Genomic DNA, 22,351 nt, shown 5'->3' with positions numbered 1-22,351 from the left:
GCCGCAGGACAGGGTCGGAACCCGCGCCGGGTGTTGGCGTTAGGCGGGGCAATTCGGGGGAAATCCATCGCATGACATTCGAGCAGATGTTCCTGTTCGGGCTGCTCGGTGCAGTCTTCGCGATGCTGGTGTGGGGCCGCGTCCGCTACGATCTGGTCGCGTTCGGCGCACTCGTCATCGGAGTCGCGGCAGGGGTGATTCCGCCGGAAGAGGCTTTCGTCGGGTTCGGGCACGAGGCAGTCGTCATCATCGCGCTCGTGCTGATCGTCTCGCGGGCGATGATGAATTCGGGAGCAGTCGAGTTCATCGCGCAATACGTGGTGGACAAGGGCCGCTCGCTGTCGGCCCATATCGGCATAATGGCCGTCGTCGGTGCTGCCCTCTCGGCCATCATCAACAACGTCGCCGCCCTCGTCATCCTCATGAACCTCGACCTTGAGACGGCACGCAAGGCCGAGCGACCGGTCTCCCTGTCGCTCATGCCGCTGTCCTTCGCCACCATCCTCGGCGGCATGATCACGCTGATCGGCACGCCGCCGAACATCGTCATCGCGCAGTACCGGGACCGGGCCTTCGGAGAACCCTTCTCCATGTTCGACTTCTCGCCAGTCGGCCTCATCTGCGCGGTGGCCGGTATCGCCTTCGTGGCGACGGTGGGATGGCGCTTCATCCCCCAGCATGCGCAGAAGGCGACCCCGATCGTGGAAGGCACGGGCGGCATTTTCGTCGCGGAAGCCGATGTTCCCGAGGAATCGGAATGGATCGGCAAAACGCCGCGCGACATGGTCGATATGGCGGGTGAGCAGGACGTGACGATCCTCGGGCTGGTCAGGAACGGCAGGCGGCTGCCGGGCTTCGCGCTCAGCGACGAGATTCGCGAGAGCGACCGGCTGGTGCTGGAAGGCGATCCCAAGGCCATCGAAGCCTTCATCGGCGCTGCCAAGCTCGAGATCGCGTCGGAAAACAAGGATGAGGGCCTGACGAGCAAATCGCTGTCGCTCGTGGAGACGATCGTGCCGGACGGTGCCCGCGCAGTCGGGCGCACAGCCGACGGCATGCGGCTTCTCACCCGTCAGGGCGTATCGCTGCTCGGCATTTCGCGCCAGGGCAAGCGCTTCCGGGAGCGGGTGCGCGGCGTGCAGATCAGGCCGGGCGATGTGCTGCTGCTCATCGGCCCCGCCAGCCGCGTCTCTCAGGCCGCCGAGTGGATGGGCGTGCTGCCGCTCGCCGAGCGCAGCCACACCGTCATCCAGCGCGGCAAGGCGCTGCTCGCCATCGGCATCTTCGTGGCTGCGATCGCGGCTGCGGTAATCGGCTTCGTGCCGCTGGCGATCGGGCTTGCGGCGGCAGTCGGTTTCTACGCGATCTTCAACATCGTGGGGCCGCGGGAAGTCTACGATTCCGTCGAATGGCCGGTGATCGTGCTGCTCGCCTCGCTGATCCCCATCGGATTGGCGCTTGAGGATTCGGGCGGTACCGCGCTAATTGCGAACGCAATCGTCGCGCAGACCTCTTTCCTGCCGGCCTGGGCGATCCTCGCCGTCCTGATGATCGTTACCATGACGCTGTCCGACTTCCTCAACAACGTGGCGACCGCGCTGATCGCGGCTCCCATCGCGGTCGGCGTGGCGAATTCGATCGAGGTGTCGCCCGATCCGTTCCTGATGGGCGTGGCGGTCGCTGCCTCCTGCGCCTTCCTCACGCCGATCGGCCACAAGAACAACACCATCATCATGGGCCCGGGCGGCTACCGCTTCGGCGACTACTGGCGCATGGGCCTGCCGCTGGAGGCCATCATCATCGCCGTCTCGGTTCCTGCCATCCTCTTCTTCTGGCCCCTCTGACCGCGAGCGAACTCCGTCCTTGCGTTCGTCTCCCGGTGCTGGTGATCTGGCGACCGGGAGGAGACCATGTCGGACGCGCCGCGCTACGAAATCGATCCGGCCGCCTTCTGGCGCAATCCCTATCCTGACCTTGCACGGATGCGCGAAAGCGCGCCGATAGCGTTCGTGCCGCAACTCGGCGCCACGCTGTTTTCGCGGCGAGACGACATCTTCGTCTGCGAGAAGAATGTCGCCGTCTTCTCCTCGCACCAGCCGGGCGGTCTGATGAACCGGCTAATGGGCCACAACATGATGCGCAAGGATGGCGACGCGCATCTGTCCGAGCGCCGCGCGATCTTTCCGTCGGTGTCGCCGAAGACCGTGCGCGACGTCTGGAAACAGACGTTCGAGGCGCATGCGGATACGGTCCTCGACGAACTGGATCCGCGGGCCGGGGCGGACCTCGTCAAGGATTTCGCACTGCGGTTCTCCGCCGAATGCCTGAAGTCGCTGACCGGGCTCGTCAACATGCGATCCCAGGACATGGATGCCTGGTCGCAGGCGATGATCGACGGTATCGCCAACTACGCCGGCGATCCGGCGGTCGAGGCGCGCTGCCACTCGGCGACGTCGGGCATAGACTCGGCGATCGACGACATGGTGCCGGTCGTGCGTGCCGCCCCGAATGCGAGCCTGCTCAGCGTCATGCTGGACGGCGGGATGCCGATGGAGAGCGTGCGCGCGAACGTGAAGCTCGCCATCAGCGGTGGCCAGAACGAACCGCGCGATGCCATTGCAGGTGCGGTCTGGGCGCTGCTGACCCATCCGTCGGAGCGGGCGAGGGTGGAGGCGGGCGAGGCGAGCTGGATGCAGGTCTTCGACGAATATTGCCGATGGCTTGCCCCGATCGGCATGTCGCCGCGCCGTGTCGCAGTCCGGCATCGCTACGGCGACATCACCTTCGAGCCGGAGGACCGCGTCTTCTTCATGTTCGGCTCCGCCAACCGCGACGAAGCGCATTTTATCGATCCTGACCGGTTCGACGTGTCGCGCGCCACATCCAAGTCGATCGCCTTCGGCGCCGGTCCGCATTTCTGCGCCGGTGCATGGGCCTCACGCTGCATGGTGGCCGAGGTTGCGCTGCCGAAGCTGTTCGGCCGGCTTCGCGGGCTTCAGATCGAGGAAGGCGCACAGGTGCGGATCGGCGGCTGGGCGTTCCGTGGAATTCTCAACCTGCCGGTCCGGTGGAAGCCCCGCTAACCTTTCTCACGCCGCCGGCAGCACGGCCCGCCGGTAAAGGTGCCAGGTCGCATGGCCGAGTACCGGCAGCACGATCAGCAAGCCGAGGAAGAAGGGCGCACAGGCAAGCAGGACCGCGAGGGTGACCACGAGACCCCACCCGATCATGGGAACCGGGCTCGTCAGTACGGTCCTCACGCTGGTGATCATCGCGGTGACGAAATCGATCTCCCGATCCATCAGGAGAGGGATCGACACCACGGTGATCGAAAAGAGTACCAGGGCGATGGCCGCACCGACGACGTGCCCGACTGCGAGGAACACCCATCCCTGCTCGGTCGTGAGGACGATCGTCATGAATTTTTCGAGCGTCGAGAAGGACATGCGGCCGAGAAAGAGGGCAATGAGCAGCCTGACCTGATACATCCAGATCCAGAAGACGAAGAGCATCACGAACGCCATCCACGACAGTTCGCGCCCCCGCTGCGCCCAGACGACGGACAGGACTTCTTTCCAGGCGAGCGGCCTGCCTTCTTCGAGGCGCCGGCTCACCTCGTAGAGACCGGCGGCCGCGAAGGGGCCGATGAGCGGAAATCCGATAGCGAAGGGATAGATCATCCACGGGATGTTCCACCACGTCATGGCGAGAACGATGACGATCCCCGCCAGTGCGAAGACGCCGCCAAAGAAGAGTCCGTACAGCGGCGCGTGAGCGAAATCGGACAGGCCGTGCATCAACGCGGCGCGGATGTCTGCGACGCTCAGTTCGCGGATTTGCGGCAGTCCGGCCGCCCGCGGAGGCGTACCGCTCGATAGTTCCGCCATGATCTCCTCCCGCGGCCGGCCGCCCCATGAGTCAGGTGGATCCGCCCGCGCTCCTCATCTGGACCGGCAAGAGGTTCGAGTCGTTGATGAAGATCAAGTCTCCGGCAGGTCCTGTCGGCGTCAGATCCGGTCGCGCAACGCGTACCAGTTGAGCGCCAGGAAAAGCAGCGGTGCACGGAACCGGCGGCCGCCGGGGAAGGGCGGGATCTTCATGTCCTCGATCAGTTTCAGGCGATCGCGATTGCCGGCGACCGCCTCGGCATAGAGCTTGCCGGTGAAATTGGAGAGCATCACCCCGTGGCCCGAATAGCCGCCGGAGGAAATCACGTTCGGCATCACCTCGCGCACGAAGGGCTTTCGCGGCATGGTGATGCCCACATAGCCGCCCCACGCATGGGTGATCTCGACATCCTTCAGCGCGGGATAGATCTCGGCGATCTGCCGCCGGATGTGGATGGAGATATCCTTAGGATCGTCCACAGCATAGATTTCCCGCCCGCCGAAGAGGAGCCGTCCGTCGGGAGACTTGCGGAAATAGCGCACCACGAAGCGCGAATCGGAAGCAGACTCCCCCCCGGGCAGCACGGGGCTGTCGTCTCCAAGAGGCACCGTGGCGCCGATGAAGGAGCCGATGGGCATGATGTGGGCGGCGCTGACGGGTTCGAGGTCGGCGCCATAGGCATTGGTGGCGATGAGGCATTTGTCGGCCGTGATGCTGCCGCGCTCCGTCCCGACACGGATCTTGCCGCCATTCGACGTGATGCCCGTCGATTTGGTGTTCTCGAAGAGCTTCGCGCCGGCGGCGCCGGCAACCCGCGCGGTTCCCACCACCAGCTTCAGCGGGTGGATATGGCCGGTCCCGGTGTCGCGCACGCCGCCGACATACTGCGTGGAGCCGACACGCTCGGCGGTCTCGCCCGCGTCCATCATCGACAGGTGCGGATAGCCGAAACGGGCCGTCATCGCCTCGGCGTGTTCCTCGAACTCCGGCAGTTCCCGCTTCTTGTGGGTCACATTGAGGTGGCCGGGTCGGAAGTCGATCTCGATGGCGTTGGTCTCGGCAAACTCCAGGAGGTGCGCCTTGGCCTCCTCGGCGAGGTCGAAGAGCGCCTTGGCGCGTTCGAAGCCGTACTCCGCCTCCATCTCCTCCGCGCCCGCGCGCTGGCCGGTGCCGAGCTGGCCACCATTGCGCCCCGACGCACCGTCGCCGAAGCGATACGCCTCGATAAGGACGACGTTGACCCCGGCCTTGGCCAGATGAGCCGCGGCTGAAAGTCCCGTGAAGCCGCCGCCGACGATCACGACGTCCGCCGTTACATCGCCTTCGAGCGACGGATACTCGGGACGTTCGCCGACGGTGTCTTCATACCAGGAGAAACCGGGGGAAATGGGGGAGATGTAGGTCATGTGTGTTCTACGTGAATTCTCGAGGCCAGTCGCGTGCCGAATGTACCACCGCCAATATCTCCACACGGGTCGTGACCCGGTAGGCGACAATGAATGCTGTTCCCGACAGGACGAGTTCGCGCGTACCGCTCACTCGTCCGATCCGTCCCGCATGCGGGTTGTGCGACAGGAGCCTTTCCGTCCGTTCGAAGAGTTCGTCGACCAGCCGGTGTGCCGCTGCCGGGTTCTCCGCCGCGATGAAGTCCTGCACTTCTTCGATATCGGCGAGAGATGGGCGGGTCCAGAGAACGTTCATCACGAGGCGCGGTAGCGCTTGCGAACCCTTTCTATCTCTTCGCGGGTGGCAAAGTCGCCCCGGTCTGCCGCTTCGAGGCCAGCGGCAATCTTGTCCAGGAAGGTCTCTTGCCAATCCAGCGAATGTCCGTTCTCGAGCGCGTCCGCCACCACCTGGGTTTCGGATAGGCCCGAGCGGCGCGCGATGTCGGCGATGCGTCCGCGAAGTTGGGGCGAAATCTGCAACTCGACCGTCATGGCATCCTCATCGATCTCATCTACCTTCCGAGTCTACACGTTCAACAGCAGGAACTCCCGCTCCCACGGAGAGATCACCTCCATGAACGTCTCGAACTCCGCCTTCTTGATGGCGGCGTAGGTCGAGACGAAGGCATCGCCGAGAATGTCGCGCAGGGCCGTATCGGTTTCGAAGCGGCCGACCGCCTCGAGAAGCCCGCGCGGCAGATCGATTTCGTCCTCGTTGGCGCTGGTATCGACAGGCAGTTCCGGCTTCGTGCCCGCTATGATGCCGGCAAGCCCGCATGCAAGCGAACCGGCGAGTGCCAGATAGGGATTCGCGTCGGAGGAGGGGATGCGGTTCTCGACGCGGCGCGCGCCGGGATCCGACCGGGGGATGCGGAAAGCGGTGGTGCGGTTATCGTAGCCCCATTTGGTGTTGACGGGCGCGGAGGCCGACTGGGTAAGGCGTCGGTAGGAGTTCACGTAGGGCGCCATCATCACCAGCGCGTTCGGCATGTGCTGCTGCATGCCGCCGATGAAGTGGAGGAACGCGTCCGATTCCCCTCCGTCCTCGGAGGTGAAGATGTTCCGTCCGGTCTTCCTGTCGATGATGGACTGGTGGATGTGCATGGCCGACCCGGGTTGGCCCTGGATCGGCTTGGCCATGAACGTCGCATAGGTCTCGTGCTTGAGGGCGGCCTCGCGGATCGTGCGCTTGAAGATGAAGACCTGGTCCGCGAGCTCGACCGGGTCCCCGTGACGCAGGTTGATCTCGAGCTGTCCCGCCCCCTCCTCGTGGATCAGGGTATCGATCTCGAGCCCTTGCCCTTCGGAGAAGTGGTAGATGTCGTCGATCAGTTCGTCGAACTCGTTGACGCCGGCGATCGAATACCCTTGTCCGCCGCCGATGGGGCGGCCCGAGCGCCCGACCGGTGGTGTCAGCGGATAATCCGGGTCGGGGTTCTTGCGCACGAGATAGAACTCGATCTCCGGGGCGACGACGGGCTTGAGCCCGCGACGCTCATAGGCCGCCACCACACGGCGCAGGACGTTGCGGGGCGTGAACTCGACGTTGCGCCCGTCCTGATGGACCAGGTCGCAGATGACTTGCGCCGTCGGGTCGGATTCCCAGGGGACGGCGGAGAGCGTCGACAGATCGGGGACGAGCTTCAGGTCGCCATCGTCCTTGGGATAGGCGAAGCCGTTGCCGTCCTCTGGGTAGCCGCCGGTGATCGTCGTCATGAAGACCGCCGAGGGAAGCGCCAGCGACGTGTTGGAAGTGAACTTCTTGGACGGCATCATCTTGCCGCGTGCCACGCCGGCCTGGTCCGGCGTTATGCATTCGATATCCTCGATGCCGCGCCACTCGAGCCAGGTCTGCGCTTCCTTCCAGTTCTTCACGCCGCGCAGATTCTTCACGAATGCCGGCGTGCGGACGCGCTTACCGCGTCCAGCCGACCTGGCTTCCTTCTTTTCGGGAGGCATCAATCACCGGGATAAAATCAAGCAATGACATGACTATAGACATTGCCACTATCGGAAGGAAACACTTTAGCCGCTTTTCCGGGCAAAGTCGCCGTTGCGAGCGCGCAGAGCATCGATGGCCGGCTGCAAACGATCCACGGTCAGCGGTTTCGAGATCACCATGTCCACCGCAGGCGCCGCCAGGGTGTCGGGTCTGATGTTGGCGGTGGAAAGCAGGATGACGGCCGGCAAGGCGCCTTCGGTGGCCTCCCGGCTTTTTTGAAGATCTCCGAGCAGCCCGTCGCAGTCCCGATTGTCCGCGCCGCCATCCAGAATGACGATGGCGGGGCTGGTTTCCCGGAGAGCCAGGGCGGCGCTTTCGGGCCGCTCCGTTCGCACCTTCAGGCCCATGCGCTCGACCACGCGGGACACCACAATGCAATTGACCGACGAGTTCCCCACCACCAGAACCTGGGGCGCGTTCACCTTCCTGTCTTCCCTGTTTTCGAACATTCCGCGCTTTCGGCTTTCTTGATCCGCGATCATCAGGCGATCGCACAATTCAGGGTTGATGAACCCGAAATCTACGTGGCGAGGTCGTGGCCGGGCAAGTAGGAAATCGCGCCATATCCGCTACACTCATTGATTGAGCTTACCGGACCGAACAATAGCGAACTCTCTCGACGGTCGACAAACCACATGTTCCAAGGCCGATTCTCAAAGCATGCGCCGAAGTTCACGAGTTTTGCGAAAAAGTCGCTAACATTTGACCATTGACGGTCGGTCTCCCATCCTTTCCACATGAAAAAGCCGCCCGCCAGGTGGCGAACGGCTTTTTCATCTTCATGGCGGTTACCGCGAAGCGGCGACCGATATCAGGCCTGGCCTTGCGTCACGATCACGGGGATCAGCAGATCGCCCCAGTTTCCATTGCCGCCGTGATGGCGGGCGGAGCGCACGAGTTCCACCGATACACCCGATTCCACCGCTTTCATCACGGACTGGTTGAGGCGGTGCAGGTCGTTCGCCACCATGCGGATCGTCGCCTGCTGGTCGGCACTCATGGTGGAGGACTGTTCCTCGGCACGTTCCTTGACGCGGGTGTTGGGAGCCATCTTACTTCTCCTGTCGATCCTTGTGCCCTTCGGGCGTTTCCTCTTGTTTTGAAAGCTATTCGGCGGCCGGCCGGAACTGGTCGTGCTCGGTCGATTCCTTCATGGCTGTCGTCGACGAGGTGCCGCCGGTGATCGCCATGGAGACCGCGTCGAAGTAACCGGTGCCGACCTCGCGCTGGTGCTTGGTCGCCGTGTAGCCGTTCGCCTCGGAGGCGAATTCGGCTTCCTGGAGTTCGGAGTACGCCGCCATCTGGCGTTCCTTGTAGCCACGGGCGAGTTCGAACATGCCGTAGTTCAACTGGTGGAAGCCGGCCAGCGTGATGAACTGGAACTTGTAGCCCATCGCGCCGAGCTCGCGTTGGAACTTCGCGATGGTCGCGTCGTCCAGGTTCTTCTTCCAGTTGAAGGACGGCGAGCAGTTGTAGGCGAGCAGCTTGTCCGGGTGATGCTTGCGCACGCCTTCGGCGAACTTCTTCGCCTGCTCCAGGTCGGGCTTCGACGTCTCGCACCAGATCAGGTCGCAGAAGGGAGCATACGCGACGGCGCGCGCGATGCACGGCTCCAGGCCGTTCTTGACGTTGTAGAAGCCCTCCGCGGTGCGGCCGGCATCGTAGTCGACGAACGGCTTGTCGTTCTCGTCGATGTCCGAGGTGAGAAGCTTGGCAGCCTCTGCGTCCGTACGGGCGACGACCAGCGTCGGCACGCCCATCACGTCGGCGGCGAGCCGAGCGGCGTTGAGGTTGCGGATGTGCGCCGCCGTCGGGATCAGCACCTTACCGCCGAGATGGCCGCACTTCTTTTCGGAGGCAAGCTGGTCCTCGTAGTGGACGCCTGCAGCACCTGCCTCGATGTAGGCCTTCATGAGCTCGAACGAATTGAGCGGCCCGCCGAAGCCCGCCTCGGCATCGGCGACGATCGGGGCGAACCAGGTGTCGACGGAAAGGCCATTGCCCTCAGAGGTTTCGATCTGATCGGCCCGCTGCAGCGTCTTGTTGATGCGCTTGGCGAGTTCGGGACCCGCGTTCGCCGGGTAAAGCGACTGGTCGGGATACATCGCGGACGCCGTGTTGGCGTCTGCCGCGACCTGCCAGCCGGAGAGATAGATCGCCTTCAGGCCGGCGCGGACCATCTGCATGGCCTGGTTGCCGGAGAGCGCGCCGAGTGCGTTGACGAAGTCCTCCTCGTGGATGAGCTTCCACAGCCGGTTGGCGCCCATCTCGGCCAGCGAGTACTTGATCTGAACAGAGCCGCGCAGGCGCTTCACATCCTCGGGCGAGTAGGGGCGCTCTATGCCGTCATACCGGCCTTCAGGTGCCGAGGGAACGAGGTTGTAAAAATCAGTCATCATACTCTCCGAATGTTTCTTCGCGTGCGGACCATGGCGGTCAGAACGCCGAAGCCGCTGCGACATCGTTTACATTGCGATGCAGCGGAGAACTAGGAAAACCGCTATTTCGTTCAAGGAATTCGGGTGAAGCTGTCTTGTGATTGACACTCCGCTCCTGTAAATTTGTCAAAAGTGTCAAAGTCACGATCTTGTAAAACCCGGTAAAGGCAGGCGGAATGGCCGAACAGAAGATTTTCGCCGGGCCGCGGATCCGGCGTATCCGCAATGCCAAGGGCCTGACGCAGACCGCCATGGCGGAAGGCCTCGGCATCTCGCCGTCCTACCTCAACCTGATCGAGCGCAACCAGCGGCCTCTCACCGTCCAGCTGATCCTCAAGCTCGCCTCGGTCTATAGGATCGACCCCGAGGAGTTGCAGGCGCAGTCCGGCGGCTCGATCGCGGCGCTGAAGGAAGTGTTCGCCGATCCGCTGCTTGCGGGAGAACTGCCCGGCGACCAGGAACTGATCGAGATCGCGGAGGCGGCGCCGAACGCCTCGGCGGCCATGGTGAAGCTCTTCCGCGCCTACCGCGAACAGGCCGAGAGGCTGTCGGACCTGACCGAACTGCTCGCCCGCGAAGGGCGGGCGACTGCGCTGTCGGGCGCCCGTCTGCCGATCGACGAGGTGCGGGAAACCTTCGAGCGGCGCGCCAACCATTTTTCCGCGATCGAGGAAGAGGTCGAGGCCTTCCATGCGCTGTTCGACCTCGGCGAGGACCTGATCGTCGCGCTCAAGGGCTGGCTGAAGCGCGAGCACGGCATCGTGGTGCGCGTGCTGCCCGTCGCCACCATGCCGAACTGGCGGCGCCGCTACGACCGACATTCGCAGCGGCTGTTCATATCGGAGCGCCTGTCGCCCTTCGACCAGTTGCGCGAGATCGCGATGGAGGCCTGCCTTCTCCGGATGAACGTGGCGGTGGCGGGTGAGATACAGGCGCTGAAACTCTCATCCGACGAGGCGCGCCGGCTGGCGCGGTTCGAGATCGGCCGCTATGCCGCGCACGCACTGATGATGCCCTATCAGGCGTTCCTCGCCGCCGCGCAGCGTTCGCGTTACGATCTCGACGTGCTCCGCTCTCGCTTCGGCGTGTCGTTCGAGCAGGCGGCAAACCGCATCACCACGCTGCAGAAGTCGGGCGCTGCGGGCGTTCCCTTCTTCATGCTGGAGATCGACAATGCGGGGAACCGCTTTCGCCGGGCCGGTGCGCAGGGCTTTCCGCAAAGCCGCTTCGGGGGAGGGTGCCCCAAGCTTGCCGTTCATGCCGCCTTCACGCAGCCGGGCCAGGTTCTCGTCGAAGCGGTGGAGATGCCGGACGGGGCGGAATTCCTGACCATCGCGCGCACGCTGGAAGGGCCGCAGGGCGCCTTCTCGGAGCGGCCCCGCCGCACCGCTATCCTGCTCGGATGCGACATCGGCTTTCGGGACGAGATCGTCTATTCCGCGGCACTGGCAGGTACGTCCCCGTCGCGCGGCGACAAGCCGGGTCACGTGCCGGCCATTCCGATCGGTCCGGCCTGCCGCCTGTGCGAACGCTCCGGCTGCCTCGCCCGCGCCGAGCCCCCGGTGACGCGTCCGCTGGGGCTCGACGAGATGGTGACGGGGCTGAGCGCGTTCGATTTCAGGTGAAGAGCATCAAGGTCGGCGCAGTTGCACAGCTGTCGCGGCGTGATATTATGACTGACGAAGTCAACATATCAATTGAATGCATCGGGAGCGCCGCATGTCCACTGCCACCGCCCATGTTCCGACCGCCAACGCCTCGCGCTACCTGCAGCAACTGTGCAAGCACTGGAGCCACAAGCTCGAAGTGGCGTTCGACGAGCGGGCCGGGACGGTACGCTTCCAGGATGCGGTGGTCTCCATGTCGGCGAGCGGGGAGGCTCTTTCGGTGACGGTGGAAGCGGCCGACGATGGGATCCGCGATCGCATCGAGGGTGTCGTGCAGAGCCATCTCGACCGTTTCGCCTTTCGGGAGGCGCCGCTTTCGTTCCAATGGTCGTAGCAGCGTCACGCGGCTTCGTCCGCTACGCTCCTACATATCCACCATCACGTTTCCGATCACCTTGCCTCCCTCGACCGCCTCGTGGGCAGCGGCGATGTCGTCGAGCGGAAAGCGGGCGCCGATCGTGTGCTTCAGCGTCCCGGCCTCGAGCATCCAGGTCAGGTCGGCGATCGCCGCGCGGCGCTCTTCCGGCCTGAGTTCGTAGACCAGGTAGAACTGGATCGTAAGGCTGCCCCAGAGACCGGCCGTGAAGGAGACGGGGATGTCGGCGGCAACATTCGACCCGTAGCAGACGAGCTTGCCGTACTGCCCCAGCACGCCCTGCGGCAGGAGCGGCGCGGTGGTGGAAAGGTCCATGTCGAGGATGGCGTCCGCCCCCTTGCCGCCGGTCAGTTCCTTCACGCGCGCGGCGACGTCCTCGTTCTTGTAGTCGATGACCTCGGCCGCGCCGGCCGAGCGCGCGTGATCCGCCCGCTCCTTCGAAGCGGTTGCTATGACACGGGCGCCGCGCTGGACGGCAATCTGGGTGGCGTAGTGGCCGACCGCGGCGGCGCCACCTGTGATGAGGATGGTCTTGCCCGGCGCGGCGCCCGCCAGCGTCACGCCGTGGATGGCGGTCAGCGCCGGTATGCCGAAGCAGGCGCCGGCGTCGAAGCCGGTGTTGTCGGGCAGCTTCACCGCCTGTTCAGCGGGCACCACGATGTATTCGGCGGCCGTGCCGAAGGCGCGTTTCCACTGGCCGTTCCATATCCAGACGCGCTCTCCGACGCGGGCATCGGGGACCCCTTCGCCGACCTGGTCGATGACGCCGGCGCCATCGGAGTGGGGGATGATGCGGGGCGCGACCATCGGCCGGCCGCGGCGGCTCTTCACGTCGGAGGGGTTGGCGCCGGACGTCTTCAGGCGGACGCGCACTTCGCCCGGCCCGGGCACCGGCGTCTCGATCTCGTCCACCGTGAGCACGTCGCGCGCCGCGCCGTTAGCCTCGTACCATGCCGCCTTCATCGCGTTCCTCCGTCTTCGTTCGATATGCCTTCTTACAGGGGGCTTGCCTCGACCGCCACAGGACGACAGGTTCGAAATCGAGGAGAAGAGCGATGTCTGATGTCAGGACGGTGAGAGTGCGCGTCGCGGGCCACGTGCAGGGCGTGGGTTTCCGCTGGTGGACGCAGCAGGAGGCGCGGAAGCTCGGGATAACCGGCTGGGTCCGCAACGAGGACGACGGCTCGGTGCAGGCACTGCTGCACGGATCGGAGGATGCCGTCGGCCGGATGCTCGAACGCCTGCGGCACGGACCACCCGGCGCCCGCGTCGAGCATGTGGAGGTAGAGGAAGACGACAATGGCGATACTCCGTCCGGTTTCGAAATCCTGCGCTGATCCAACCGGACTGATAGCTAACAAAGCCAGTCCGTCTGGATCACGTGCGTACCGCCGCTGGCGCTAGCCGCGGCCTGGCGATCATGCTTCCGCCTGATGTTCCTGGCTTCGGTGTTCGAATGGCTCGTGCGCAACCTTTCCCTGCCTTATCGACGCAGCCGGCGCGCGAGGAGCGCATCGGGCTTCTGCTCGTCTTCCTGTCGGCGCTCGCCTGGAGTTTCGGAGGCGCCATCGGGCGTTTCGTCGAGAACGCGGACCCGTGGACCACCGTCTTCTGGCGGTCGGCCTGGGCGGCTGCTTTCCTGGTCGGCTTCATGTTGTGGCGCGACGGCGCTCGCGGCATGGCGGCGCTGTTCCGGTCGATGGGCATACCGGGTCTGGCGGTCGCCTGTTGCTTCGCCATAGCCTCGACGTCGTTCGTCGTGGCGCTCTCCTATACGACCGTGGCGAACATCCTGCTCATGCAAGCCGGCGTACCGTTGATCGCGGCTCTGCTTGCCTTCCTGCTCTTCGGCGAACGTGTCTCCCGCTCCACCTGGGCGGCGATCGCGGCCGTCATCATCGGTGTCGCGGTGATGGTCTCGGATTCGCTGGACGGAAACGTCTCTCCGATCGGCGACGGGCTGGCGGTGCTGATCGCCGTGGTCTTCTCCGTCGCAACCGTCATCACCCGCCGCTACGCCCATGTTCGCATGACGCCGGCGACCTGCCTGGGAACGGTGATCGCGGCGGCCTTCGCCTTCACGCAGGCGGGGTCGCTCGCCGTCTCGGGATCGGACATGGGATTCCTCTTCGCCTTCGGCGCGCTGAACCTCGGGCTGGGACTGGCGCTCTTCGCAACCGGCGCGAGGCTGATTCCGGCAGCCTATGCCGCGCTGCTCGGCACGTTCGAGACGCTGCTCGGCCCGGTATGGGTCTGGCTCATCCATGGCGAACTGCCGTCGTCGCGCACGATCCTGGGCGGCAGCGTGGTCTTCGCCGCGCTCCTCGTCCACATCGGAATCGAGTTCCACCGGCAGAGCCGTCCCGCCAAGCCGGGGGTCACCGGCATGCCGTCGCCGAACTGACGAAGCCATCGGGCCGAGCATTGACAAGCTTGTGAGGGGAAGGGCAGCTTAGGTCATCGGAAACAAACACACAGGCTCATCTTGCCCTTCTCGGATCCCGGTGCCGTGCTCGCCGGTACAAAACCGCTCCCCGACACTCGCGCCACGGCAGACGCCCCTGACGACGGGACCGCTTCCCCAGGGGACGACGAGATTTCCTCCTTCATCTCTCCCGACCACGAGAACGAATACCGCGCCTTCATCGCGAAACACCCCGACATCGAGGCGGTGGAATTCCTGCTCGTCGACCCCAACGGCGTCATCCGCGGGAAATGGGCGCCGGGAGACGCGCTGAAGAAGGCGTTCCAGGAGGGCGTCAACTTCCCCATGTCGCTCCATGGACTGGACGTGTGGGGCAGGGAGGTCAGCGAGACCGGGCTCCACATCGAGACCGGCGACAAGGACGGCTACTGCCGCGCAACGCGAGGGTCTCTCTCGATCGTTCCATGGGCGAAGCGAAAGACCGCGCAGGTCCTGCTCCAGACGTTCACGCCGGAGGGCGAGCCCTATCTGGCCGACCCCCGGCAGGTGCTGAAGAAGAAGGTCGCGGAAGCGAACGCGAAGGGGTTCTTCCCCGTCGTCGCCTTCGAGCTCGAATTCTACCTGCTCGATCCCGAGATCGACTGGGATGACGGCATGCCCGGTCCGGTGGGGGCGGTCGCTGGCCCGGACCGCCTGCGCATGTACGGACTGGACGATCTGGCCGAGCATGCCGAACTCTTCGACATGATCCGCGACGCCGCCGACGAGCAGCGCCTGCCGATCGACACGATCATCAAGGAAGCCGCACCCGGGCAGTTCGAGGTCAACCTGAAGCATCGCGGGGATCCGCTACGCGCCGCCGACGACGTCATCATGCTCAGACGCATCGTGACCGGCTGCGCCCGGGCGCACGGTCTTCAGGCGACGTTCATGGCAAAGCCGTTCCTGGAGTATGCGGGCAACGGCATGCACGTACATGCATCCATCCTCGGGCCCGACGGAAAGAACGTCTTCGCCGGTCCGAACGGCCGCAAGACGCTGGAATCGGCGGTCGCCGGCCTGCTCCTGACGATGCCGGAATCGCTGCTCCTGTTCATCAACACCTGGAACGGCTTCCGTCGCATCACGCCGGGCTCCTATGCGCCGACACGCGCGGTGTGGGCCGAGAACAACCGCTCGGTGGCGCTGCGCATACCGGTTTCCAACGAGTCCAACCGCCGCGTCGAACACCGGATCGCCGGGGCCGACGCCAATCCCTACCTCGTGATGGCAGCACTCATCCAGGGCATGGTGGAGGGCATCGAAGGCGGGCTGACGCCGCCGCCGCCCGTGGAAGGAAACGCCTACGACGAGGACGGTCTCTCGCTGCCGGACGACATGGACGACGCGCTCCAATTGGCGGCAAAGAGCGGCTTCGTGGACCGCGCTCTCGGACCGCTTCTCGCCAAGGTCTATCGTGACCTCAAGCGCGCGGAAATCATGGCTTTCTGGAGCGAGATCACGCCTCTGGAGCGCTCGACCTACCTTTGAGCGGCAGGCTGGGAATTTGCCGCTTGTCGCATTGCAAAAACGCCAATAGGCTTTCCAATCATACCCGGCCGAAGGGACTCTGCCAGGCGAGCCGGGAAACGGGGCAACAGAGGAGAACGACATTATGAACAGATGGGGCTATCTGCTGGCCGCGACGTCGCTCGCGGCGCTGACCTACTCCGCGCACGCGCAGGACCGCGTCGTCAATGTCTACAACTGGTCGGACTACATCGACGATTCCATCCTGGAGGAGTTCACCAAGGAGACCGGCATCAAGGTCGTCTACGACGTCTTCGATTCCAACGAGATTCTCGAGACCAAACTGCTCGCCGGCGGCACCGGCTACGACGTCGTGGTGCCAACCGGAACCTTCCTTGCCCGCCAGATCCAGGCAGGCGTCTTCCAGAAGCTCGACAAGTCCAAGCTGTCGAACCTGTCGAACATGTGGGACGTCATCGCCAGTCGCACCGAGAAGTACGATCCGGGCAACGACTACTCGATCAACTACATGTGGGGCACCACCGGCATCGGCTACAACGTCAACAAGGTGCAGGATGCGCTCGGCATCGAGAAGATCGACAGCTGGGACGTGGTGTTCGATCCGGAGAAGCTGGCCAAGCTCGCCGACTGCGGCGTCTACATGCTCGACGCGCCGGCCGAGATGATCCCGGCCGCGCTCAACTATCTCGGCCTCGACCCGAACACGACAGATCCGGACGAACTCGGGAAGGCGGAGGAACTGCTGCTGAGCATCCGGCCCTCCATCCGCAAGTTCCACTCGTCCGAGTACATCAACGCGCTCGCCAACGGCGACATCTGCCTGGCCGTCGGATGGTCGGGTGACATGTTCCAGGCACGGGACCGCGCCGCCGAGGCCGATCAGGGCGTGGCCATCGACTACTCGATCCCGAAGGAAGGCGCCCAGATGTGGTTTGACCAGATGGCCGTCCCCGCCGATGCGCCGCATGTCGAGGAAGCGCACGAGTTCTTGAACTACATCATGCGGGCGGACGTGATCGCCAAGGCTTCGAACTATGTCTATTACGCCAACGGCAATAAGGCCTCGCAGGAACTCCTGGACGAAGAGGTGATCGGCGATCCGGCAGTCTATCCGGACGAGGAGACCCTGAACAACCTCTTCACCACGGTCCCGCTGGACGCGAGAACGCAGCGCCTGGTGACGCGGATATGGACGAGGGTCGTGACCGGCCAATAGATCCTGCTCAACCAGCCCCTGGCGCAAGCGCCGGGGGTTTCGCTTTCGGGGCAAGCGCGCAATCTGGGGAACCCATGAAATCGCTCGGCAGCATTCGCAGAAGCTTCGCGCCGTGGGCCGATCCGGCCGGCAAGCCCTACATTTCCTTCGAAAACATTACCAAGCGGTTCGGCGACTTCACCGCCGTCAACAACCTCTCGCTTGAAATCTACGAGCGTGAGTTCTTCGCCCTGCTCGGCGCTTCCGGCTGCGGCAAGTCCACGCTGCTCAGGATGCTCGCCGGCTTCGAGGAGCCGACGTCGGGGCGCATCCTGCTCGACGGGCAGGACCTGCGCGGCATCCCGCCCTACCGCCGTCCGGTCAACATGATGTTCCAGTCCTACGCGCTGTTCCCCCACATGAGCGTGGAGCAGAACGTCGCCTTCGGGCTCAAGCAGGACGGAATGCCCAAGGCGCAGATCGCCGAGCGGGTGGCCGAGATGCTGAAGCTGGTCAAGCTCGAGGCCTTCGCCAAGCGCAAGCCGCATCAGCTTTCCGGCGGACAGCGCCAGCGCGTGGCGCTCGCCCGCTCCGTTGCCAAGCGGCCGAAGGTGCTGCTGCTGGACGAGCCGCTCGGCGCGCTCGACAAGAAGCTGCGCGAGGAAACCCAGTTCGAGCTGATGGACCTGCAGCAGAATCTCGGCCTCACCTTCGTGGTCGTGACGCACGACCAGGAGGAGGCCATGACCATGGCCGACCGCATCGCCATCCTCGACAAGGGCGAGGTGATGCAGGTGGCGACACCGGCCGAGGTCTACGAGGCACCGGCCTCGCGCTTCGTGGCCGGTTTCGTCGGAACCGTGAACCTGCTTGAAGGCAGCGTGGCGGGGCGCGAGGGTTCGAACCTGCGGATCACCGGGGCGAGCGGTGCGCAGATCCTGGTGGAGAACGCGCCCGATCATGTCGGCACCGGCGAAATCGCCTTTGCCATACGGCCGGAGAAGATCAAGGTCTCGCCGCGCCCGCCTGCCGAGGGCACGCCCAATGTCATGGAGGGCGAGATCTTCGACCTGGCCTATCTCGGCGACATGACCGTCTACCATGTTCGTCTGGCCGATGGGCAGGTCGTCAAGGCGAGCGCCCTCAACAGCGCCCGCCTCACCGACGACCAGCTGAGCTGGAACGACCGTGCCTGGATTTCCTTTACGCCGGACGCCGGCGTCGTCCTGACGCGGTAGGGCGATGGCACAGTCGAGCGTATCGGACGGGATCGGATCGGACAGCGCGGCGGCTCCGACCGCGGGAGGGATCGGCAGGGCGATCGGCAACCGCCTCGTCATCCTCGTCCCCTATCTCTGGCTCGTCGTCTTCTTCCTCGTCCCTTTCCTGATCGTCTTCAAGATTTCGCTGTCAACCACGGCTATCGCCATGCCGCCCTACCTGCCGGTTTTCGGACTGGAGGATGGCATTTCGGGTTTCTTCGCCAATCTCGGCGAGCTGACCCTCGACAACTACCTATGGCTGACCGGGGACGCGCTCTATTTCAACGCCTACGTCTCGAGCATCGTGATCGCCGCGGTCTCGACCGTGCTCACGCTGGCCATCGGCTTCCCCATCGCCTACGGCATGGCGCGCGCACCGACCTCGTTGCGCCCGACGCTCTTGATGCTGGTGATCCTGCCGTTCTGGACGAGCTTCCTGATCCGTGTCTACGCCTGGATCGGCATCCTGAAGCCCGAAGGCCTCCTCAACCAGTTCCTGATGTGGACCGGTATCATCGACGAGCCGCTGCTCATCCTCAACACCCACACGGCGATCTACATCGGCATCGTCTACTCCTATCTCCCCTTCATGGTGCTGCCGCTCTACTCGGCGCTGGAGAAGATGGACTATTCGCTGATCGAGGCGGCGCAGGACCTCGGCTGCCCACCGATCTCGGCCTTCTGGAAGATCACCTTTCCACTGGCGCTGCCGGGCGTCGTGGCCGGTTCGATGCTGGTCTTTATCCCGGCAATGGGCGAGTTCGTCATCCCCGACCTGCTCGGAGGGTCGCAGACGCTGATGATCGGCAAGACGCTGTGGAACGAGTTCTTCAACAACCGCGACTGGCCGGTCTCCTCGGCGGTGGCCGTGATCCTGCTCCTGCTGCTCGTCGTGCCGATCATGCTGTTCCAGCAGGCGCAGGCGCGCGCGCAGGAAAAGGGCAGGTGAGGGCGCCGCGATGAACACCACGTGGTCCCGCTTCAACATCGCCTCGGTCGTCCTCGGATTCGCCTTCCTCTATCTGCCGATCGTTCTGCTCATCATCTTCTCCTTCAACGAGTCCAAGCTCGTCACGGTATGGGCCGGGTTCTCGACGAAATGGTACGGGGAACTGTTCCGCAACCAGGGCCTGATCGACGCGGCCTGGGTGACGGCCCGCGTCGGCTTCATCTCGGCGAGCTTCGCAACGGTGCTCGGCACGCTCGCCGCACTCGCGCTTACCCGCTACACACGCTTCCGCGGCCGCGTCCTGTTTTCGGGCATGGTGTTCGCGCCGCTGGTCATGCCCGAGGTGATAACCGGTCTGTCGCTGCTGCTGCTCTTCGTCGCGATCGGTTTCGACCGCGGCTTCGTCACCGTGACGCTTGCGCACATCACCTTCTCGATGTGCTTCGTGGCGGTGGTGGTGCAGTCGCGCCTGATCACCTTCGACCGGTCGCTGGAAGAGGCGGCGATGGACCTCGGGGCGACGCCGGTGAAGACTTTCTTCGCCATCACCCTGCCGGTCATCCTGCCCGCCATCATCTCCGGCTGGATGCTCGCCTTCACGCTGTCGCTCGACGACTTGGTGATCGCGAGCTTCACCTCCGGACCAGGGGCGACGACGCTGCCGATGAAGATCTACAGCCAGGTGCGGCTCGGCGTCACGCCCGAGATCAACGCCGCGTGCACGCTGCTGATCGCGGTCGTCGCCACAGGCGTTCTGGTCGCGTCCATCGTCAACAAGAGCCGCGAAGTCCAGCGCCAGCGCGACGAACAGGCGGCGCAGCGGAACTGATCGCGCCGTTCAGCCTCTCGGTGGTTTCAGCAGGTAGATCACGAGCCATACGGGCACGATGACCATCGAGCCGAGCACGATGTTCGGCACTGCCCATGAGACCCCACGTTCGAGAAGCGCGAGCACGTTCTCCGGTGTCAGGCCCATTTCCATCAGGATGTCCGCAGCGGTGACGTCCAGCGCCGAAAGCCCCGCGCCGGTGATCAGCGACACGAAGATGATCTTCAACGTTGCCGAAGCCAGACGCAGCAATCTCGCCCCTTTGAGACAAATCCACGTACGGGTTCCGTTGCCGCGCGCGTGGAGCGATCGTTCAATCGCGCCGATGGTCGCGGAAGCCTATAGCGATTCGCGGTATTTTTGAAAATTGCGGCGGTAGTTCCGCCAATCATTCGATCGGAAAAGACCGAATGATGGGTGATACGAAGGGTGCATCCCACGAACCGCCGACGAAAAAGGAGGCGGGCGCCTGCTTGGGCGCGGCGGACTCCTTCGACGAGATCAGGCCGGAAAGCGCCAGCCCGTGCCCGACATACGGAATGATGCCGGTGAACGAGACGGTCTTTTCCGGCAGCGTCGCCCTTGCGAGTTCGAGCCGGGCCGTTCCGCCGGACACGGCAGCGCGGAACTCGGCCGACTCGAACGGAATGACGCCAGCGGGAACCTCGTTCAACGCGAAGAAACCGCCTTGTTCGGCGCGCGCGATGAACGCTGAGAGGTCGAGGCCCTCGAGACTGCCGGGACCGAGTTTTAGCGAGACGGTTCCGCTGAGCGTTTGGGCGAGTTGCTCCCAGCTGGATTTCGGGCCTTTCAGCGCGACCGAGATCGTGCCCTTGCTCTTGGGCAGCGGGAGGATCGACCCGATCGCACTTGCCGCGGCCTGCAAGTCGATGTCGCTGGCTAGCATCCTCACTTCCGTACCGTTGTGGTCGGCCTGCGTGTCGATCCGAAAGCCGGTCTGGAGCGTGCCGCCGAAGATCGTCGCATCGGAGATATCGAAGGCGGCGAGCCCATCCTTCACCTGGGCGGTCGCCGCGACATCCGTCATCGTCACGGGACCGACGACCGCGTTCGCAGCCGAGAGGCGCAGGTCGAGGTTTACCTGCCGGGTGAAGGCCACATCCATTTCGTCCGACCAGCGCGCACCGTCTCCCGGCAGGCGGATGAAGGCGGAGATGAAGGAGTAGGCATCGAAGGACTGGAACGCGAGGGTTCCCGAGACCGCCGGGATGCCGTTCGCCAGCGAGAACTCCAGGAGGCCGTTGCCGGGATGTCCACCGAGAGCCAGTTGCGCGTCCTCGATCTTCATCCGAAGCGAATCGCCGATGAGGCGGCCGGAGATCGAAGCCGATCCGACCGCCGCTCCGGGCTGGATATCGGTCTTGGACCATTCCAGCGCCCGCCGGAGCGAGGGGGAGGAGAGCTTGACGGTCCCGTCGACGAAGCCGCTCTTCGAGACGGTCGCCAGACCATCGAAGCTACCGGTCAGCGGCGCCGACGCCAGCGAGGCCGTCACGCGCGAGTTGCCGCCGGCAAAGAGCGCCAGCGGCTGCTGCGCGGAGATGTCGATCGTCAGGGCCTCGCCGCGCCAGATCGCGTTGGCCGCGAGGTTGCCCGAGCGGTTGAGCGCGGGCCAGGCGGCTCGGCCGGTGATGCTGGAGAGGATCTCGCGCTCTCCCTCCCCTTCCACGAGCAGCACGCGGCCGTCCGTGAACTCGATGGTGCCGAACGCGTCGGATGGCATCATGGAAATGTCGGGCTCGGCCGGATTGGCGTCGACCAGCGCCCGTGCGGTGTTGATGGCGCGCACCATCCTGCTTCCGCCGGGCGCGGCGGGCAGAACGATGCCGTCGGGGGAGGCGGCGACCCGCAGTACCGGACGCAGCACGGTGATCTCGGAAAAGGCGATGTCGCCGCGCAGGGCCGCGATCGCCGACAGGTCTATCTCGATGCGGTCCGCCTGCAGGATGGCAGGCGCATCGCTGGTGCCCCATTCGAGGAAGGCGACATCCTGCAGGTCGGCCTCGAAAGCAGGCCAGACGCGGATGCGCGGCGCGCCACGAAGGATCACCCGGTAGCCGCTCCATTCGCTCAACTCGTGCGCGATGCGGTTTCGCACGATCTGCGTGGATGCGACGAACGGAATCGAGACGACGACGGCAAGAAGCACGACCGCGAGACCCGCGATGATCCAGATGCTTCGTCGTGCCGTCGTGGATGGCATGCTGCCTCGTCAAAAAACACTTACGCGCACACGGCGACTTTCGCCGTTGGCATGCTTCCGGCTAGCGGACGACCCGCATCTCAGCCATTTGCGGCCACGTGTTGGCAGCCTCGAAACGCCG

Annotated in this window: 22 protein-coding genes; 11 read left to right on the top strand and 11 right to left on the bottom strand. The window is 64.6% G+C overall.

All coding sequences use genetic code 11. From position 1 onward, the window contains the following. The first annotated feature begins 71 nt into the window (after nucleotides 1-71). Nucleotides 72-1,844: an SLC13 family permease gene (locus BSQ44_RS19515; protein ID WP_072606785.1), complete on the top strand. Its 1,773-nt coding sequence runs from the start codon at nucleotides 72-74 to the stop codon at nucleotides 1,842-1,844. Nucleotides 1,845-1,910: 66 nt separating this feature from the next. Further along, nucleotides 1,911-3,083: a cytochrome P450 gene (locus tag BSQ44_RS19510; protein ID WP_072606784.1), complete on the top strand. Its 1,173-nt coding sequence runs from the start codon at nucleotides 1,911-1,913 to the stop codon at nucleotides 3,081-3,083. Nucleotides 3,084-3,089: 6 nt separating this feature from the next. Here the strand turns inward: BSQ44_RS19510 and BSQ44_RS19505 are convergent, their stop codons facing one another. The 8 genes from BSQ44_RS19505 to aceA form a co-directional block, all read right to left on the bottom strand. Beyond that, entirely contained in the window at nucleotides 3,090-3,887 is a 798-nt protein-coding gene (locus tag BSQ44_RS19505) for a DUF2189 domain-containing protein (RefSeq protein ID WP_072606783.1), read from the bottom strand. 120 nt (nucleotides 3,888-4,007) lie between these two features. Continuing rightward, nucleotides 4,008-5,294: an NAD(P)/FAD-dependent oxidoreductase gene (locus tag BSQ44_RS19500; RefSeq protein ID WP_072606782.1), complete on the bottom strand. Its 1,287-nt coding sequence runs from the start codon at nucleotides 5,292-5,294 to the stop codon at nucleotides 4,008-4,010. Nucleotides 5,295-5,301: 7 nt separating this feature from the next. Next, entirely contained in the window at nucleotides 5,302-5,589 is a 288-nt protein-coding gene (locus BSQ44_RS19495; protein ID WP_072608168.1) for a type II toxin-antitoxin system RelE/ParE family toxin, read from the bottom strand. Beyond that, nucleotides 5,589-5,825: a hypothetical protein gene (locus BSQ44_RS19490; protein WP_072606781.1), complete on the bottom strand. Its 237-nt coding sequence runs from the start codon at nucleotides 5,823-5,825 to the stop codon at nucleotides 5,589-5,591. The genes BSQ44_RS19495 and BSQ44_RS19490 overlap by 1 nt, the downstream gene beginning before the upstream one ends. A gap of 33 nt (nucleotides 5,826-5,858) precedes the next feature. After that, nucleotides 5,859-7,292 carry a glutamine synthetase family protein gene (locus tag BSQ44_RS19485; protein WP_072606780.1) on the bottom strand — a complete coding sequence of 478 codons (1,434 nt, stop codon included), beginning with the start codon at nucleotides 7,290-7,292 and terminating at the stop codon, nucleotides 5,859-5,861. A 66-nt stretch (nucleotides 7,293-7,358) separates the two neighbouring features. Next, nucleotides 7,359-7,784 carry a response regulator gene (locus tag BSQ44_RS19480; protein ID WP_072606779.1) on the bottom strand — a complete coding sequence of 142 codons (426 nt, stop codon included), beginning with the start codon at nucleotides 7,782-7,784 and terminating at the stop codon, nucleotides 7,359-7,361. Between the two features lie 362 nt (nucleotides 7,785-8,146). Next, nucleotides 8,147-8,386 (bottom strand): SMc00767 family acetate metabolism repressor, encoded by a 240-nt coding sequence (locus BSQ44_RS19475; protein ID WP_072606778.1) that lies wholly within the window; start codon nucleotides 8,384-8,386, stop codon nucleotides 8,147-8,149. A 55-nt stretch (nucleotides 8,387-8,441) separates the two neighbouring features. After that, nucleotides 8,442-9,731 carry an isocitrate lyase gene (gene aceA, locus BSQ44_RS19470; RefSeq protein WP_072606777.1) on the bottom strand — a complete coding sequence of 430 codons (1,290 nt, stop codon included), beginning with the start codon at nucleotides 9,729-9,731 and terminating at the stop codon, nucleotides 8,442-8,444. A 218-nt stretch (nucleotides 9,732-9,949) separates the two neighbouring features. On the opposite strand from aceA, the gene BSQ44_RS19465 reads away from it, so the two are divergent. After that, on the top strand, nucleotides 9,950-11,398 hold the full coding sequence (locus BSQ44_RS19465; RefSeq protein ID WP_072606776.1) for a helix-turn-helix domain-containing protein: 1,449 nt from the start codon (nucleotides 9,950-9,952) through the stop codon (nucleotides 11,396-11,398). A 94-nt stretch (nucleotides 11,399-11,492) separates the two neighbouring features. After that, entirely contained in the window at nucleotides 11,493-11,774 is a 282-nt protein-coding gene (locus BSQ44_RS19460) for a DUF2218 domain-containing protein (RefSeq protein ID WP_072606775.1), read from the top strand. A 30-nt stretch (nucleotides 11,775-11,804) separates the two neighbouring features. Here the strand turns inward: BSQ44_RS19460 and BSQ44_RS19455 are convergent, their stop codons facing one another. Continuing rightward, nucleotides 11,805-12,779 (bottom strand): NADPH:quinone reductase, encoded by a 975-nt coding sequence (locus tag BSQ44_RS19455; RefSeq protein WP_072606774.1) that lies wholly within the window; start codon nucleotides 12,777-12,779, stop codon nucleotides 11,805-11,807. A 92-nt stretch (nucleotides 12,780-12,871) separates the two neighbouring features. Here BSQ44_RS19455 and BSQ44_RS19450 point away from each other — a divergent pair, with 92 nt between their 5' ends. From BSQ44_RS19450 to BSQ44_RS19420, 7 genes are all read left to right on the top strand, one after another. After that, complete coding sequence (locus tag BSQ44_RS19450) at nucleotides 12,872-13,153, top strand: acylphosphatase (RefSeq protein ID WP_072606773.1); 282 nt, start codon at nucleotides 12,872-12,874, stop codon at nucleotides 13,151-13,153. A gap of 119 nt (nucleotides 13,154-13,272) precedes the next feature. Continuing rightward, on the top strand, nucleotides 13,273-14,220 hold the full coding sequence (locus BSQ44_RS19445; RefSeq protein ID WP_072606772.1) for a DMT family transporter: 948 nt from the start codon (nucleotides 13,273-13,275) through the stop codon (nucleotides 14,218-14,220). Nucleotides 14,221-14,412: 192 nt separating this feature from the next. Further along, nucleotides 14,413-15,771, top strand: coding sequence for a glutamine synthetase family protein (locus BSQ44_RS19440; protein ID WP_072608167.1), 1,359 nt, complete (start codon nucleotides 14,413-14,415; stop codon nucleotides 15,769-15,771). Nucleotides 15,772-15,895: 124 nt separating this feature from the next. Then, nucleotides 15,896-16,987 carry a polyamine ABC transporter substrate-binding protein gene (locus BSQ44_RS19435; protein ID WP_072606771.1) on the top strand — a complete coding sequence of 364 codons (1,092 nt, stop codon included), beginning with the start codon at nucleotides 15,896-15,898 and terminating at the stop codon, nucleotides 16,985-16,987. 74 nt (nucleotides 16,988-17,061) lie between these two features. Next, on the top strand, nucleotides 17,062-18,204 hold the full coding sequence (locus BSQ44_RS19430; RefSeq protein WP_072606770.1) for an ABC transporter ATP-binding protein: 1,143 nt from the start codon (nucleotides 17,062-17,064) through the stop codon (nucleotides 18,202-18,204). Between the two features lie 4 nt (nucleotides 18,205-18,208). Next, entirely contained in the window at nucleotides 18,209-19,177 is a 969-nt protein-coding gene (locus tag BSQ44_RS19425) for an ABC transporter permease subunit (RefSeq protein WP_072606769.1), read from the top strand. Between the two features lie 10 nt (nucleotides 19,178-19,187). Then, nucleotides 19,188-20,006 (top strand): ABC transporter permease subunit, encoded by an 819-nt coding sequence (locus tag BSQ44_RS19420; RefSeq protein ID WP_072606768.1) that lies wholly within the window; start codon nucleotides 19,188-19,190, stop codon nucleotides 20,004-20,006. Between the two features lie 9 nt (nucleotides 20,007-20,015). Here BSQ44_RS19420 and BSQ44_RS19415 read toward each other — a convergent pair whose 3' ends face one another. Together BSQ44_RS19415 and BSQ44_RS19410 are read right to left on the bottom strand one after the other, a co-directional pair. Next, entirely contained in the window at nucleotides 20,016-20,258 is a 243-nt protein-coding gene (locus BSQ44_RS19415; protein ID WP_072606767.1) for a DUF6460 domain-containing protein, read from the bottom strand. 136 nt (nucleotides 20,259-20,394) lie between these two features. After that, entirely contained in the window at nucleotides 20,395-22,230 is a 1,836-nt protein-coding gene (locus BSQ44_RS19410) for an AsmA family protein (protein WP_072606766.1), read from the bottom strand. Nucleotides 22,231-22,351: the final 121 nt, after the last annotated feature.

Origin of the sequence: Aquibium oceanicum (assembly GCF_001889605.1) — a bacterium.
Classification (GTDB): domain Bacteria; phylum Pseudomonadota; class Alphaproteobacteria; order Rhizobiales; family Rhizobiaceae; genus Aquibium; species Aquibium oceanicum.
This window is presented reverse-complemented; position numbering and strand designations above follow the sequence as displayed.

What these genes read in the sequence shown, in the direction of transcription:
- BSQ44_RS19490 (WP_072606781.1), bottom strand. Translation starts at nt 5,825, where the DNA reads ATGACGGTCGAGTTGCAGATTTCGCCCCAACTTCGCGGACGCATCGCC.
- BSQ44_RS19495 (WP_072608168.1), bottom strand. Translation starts at nt 5,589, where the DNA reads ATGAACGTTCTCTGGACCCGCCCATCTCTCGCCGATATCGAAGAAGTG.
- BSQ44_RS19445 (WP_072606772.1), top strand. Translation starts at nt 13,273, where the DNA reads ATGGCTCGTGCGCAACCTTTCCCTGCCTTATCGACGCAGCCGGCGCGC.
- BSQ44_RS19435 (WP_072606771.1), top strand. Translation starts at nt 15,896, where the DNA reads ATGAACAGATGGGGCTATCTGCTGGCCGCGACGTCGCTCGCGGCGCTG.
- BSQ44_RS19430 (WP_072606770.1), top strand. Translation starts at nt 17,062, where the DNA reads ATGAAATCGCTCGGCAGCATTCGCAGAAGCTTCGCGCCGTGGGCCGAT.
- BSQ44_RS19500 (WP_072606782.1), bottom strand. Translation starts at nt 5,294, where the DNA reads ATGACCTACATCTCCCCCATTTCCCCCGGTTTCTCCTGGTATGAAGAC.
- BSQ44_RS19450 (WP_072606773.1), top strand. Translation starts at nt 12,872, where the DNA reads ATGTCTGATGTCAGGACGGTGAGAGTGCGCGTCGCGGGCCACGTGCAG.
- BSQ44_RS19420 (WP_072606768.1), top strand. Translation starts at nt 19,188, where the DNA reads ATGAACACCACGTGGTCCCGCTTCAACATCGCCTCGGTCGTCCTCGGA.
- BSQ44_RS19515 (WP_072606785.1), top strand. Translation starts at nt 72, where the DNA reads ATGACATTCGAGCAGATGTTCCTGTTCGGGCTGCTCGGTGCAGTCTTC.
- BSQ44_RS19410 (WP_072606766.1), bottom strand. Translation starts at nt 22,230, where the DNA reads ATGCCATCCACGACGGCACGACGAAGCATCTGGATCATCGCGGGTCTC.
- BSQ44_RS19485 (WP_072606780.1), bottom strand. Translation starts at nt 7,292, where the DNA reads ATGCCTCCCGAAAAGAAGGAAGCCAGGTCGGCTGGACGCGGTAAGCGC.
- BSQ44_RS19425 (WP_072606769.1), top strand. Translation starts at nt 18,209, where the DNA reads ATGGCACAGTCGAGCGTATCGGACGGGATCGGATCGGACAGCGCGGCG.
- BSQ44_RS19510 (WP_072606784.1), top strand. Translation starts at nt 1,911, where the DNA reads ATGTCGGACGCGCCGCGCTACGAAATCGATCCGGCCGCCTTCTGGCGC.
- BSQ44_RS19455 (WP_072606774.1), bottom strand. Translation starts at nt 12,779, where the DNA reads ATGAAGGCGGCATGGTACGAGGCTAACGGCGCGGCGCGCGACGTGCTC.
- aceA (WP_072606777.1), bottom strand. Translation starts at nt 9,731, where the DNA reads ATGACTGATTTTTACAACCTCGTTCCCTCGGCACCTGAAGGCCGGTAT.
- BSQ44_RS19465 (WP_072606776.1), top strand. Translation starts at nt 9,950, where the DNA reads ATGGCCGAACAGAAGATTTTCGCCGGGCCGCGGATCCGGCGTATCCGC.
- BSQ44_RS19475 (WP_072606778.1), bottom strand. Translation starts at nt 8,386, where the DNA reads ATGGCTCCCAACACCCGCGTCAAGGAACGTGCCGAGGAACAGTCCTCC.
- BSQ44_RS19480 (WP_072606779.1), bottom strand. Translation starts at nt 7,784, where the DNA reads ATGTTCGAAAACAGGGAAGACAGGAAGGTGAACGCGCCCCAGGTTCTG.
- BSQ44_RS19505 (WP_072606783.1), bottom strand. Translation starts at nt 3,887, where the DNA reads ATGGCGGAACTATCGAGCGGTACGCCTCCGCGGGCGGCCGGACTGCCG.
- BSQ44_RS19460 (WP_072606775.1), top strand. Translation starts at nt 11,493, where the DNA reads ATGTCCACTGCCACCGCCCATGTTCCGACCGCCAACGCCTCGCGCTAC.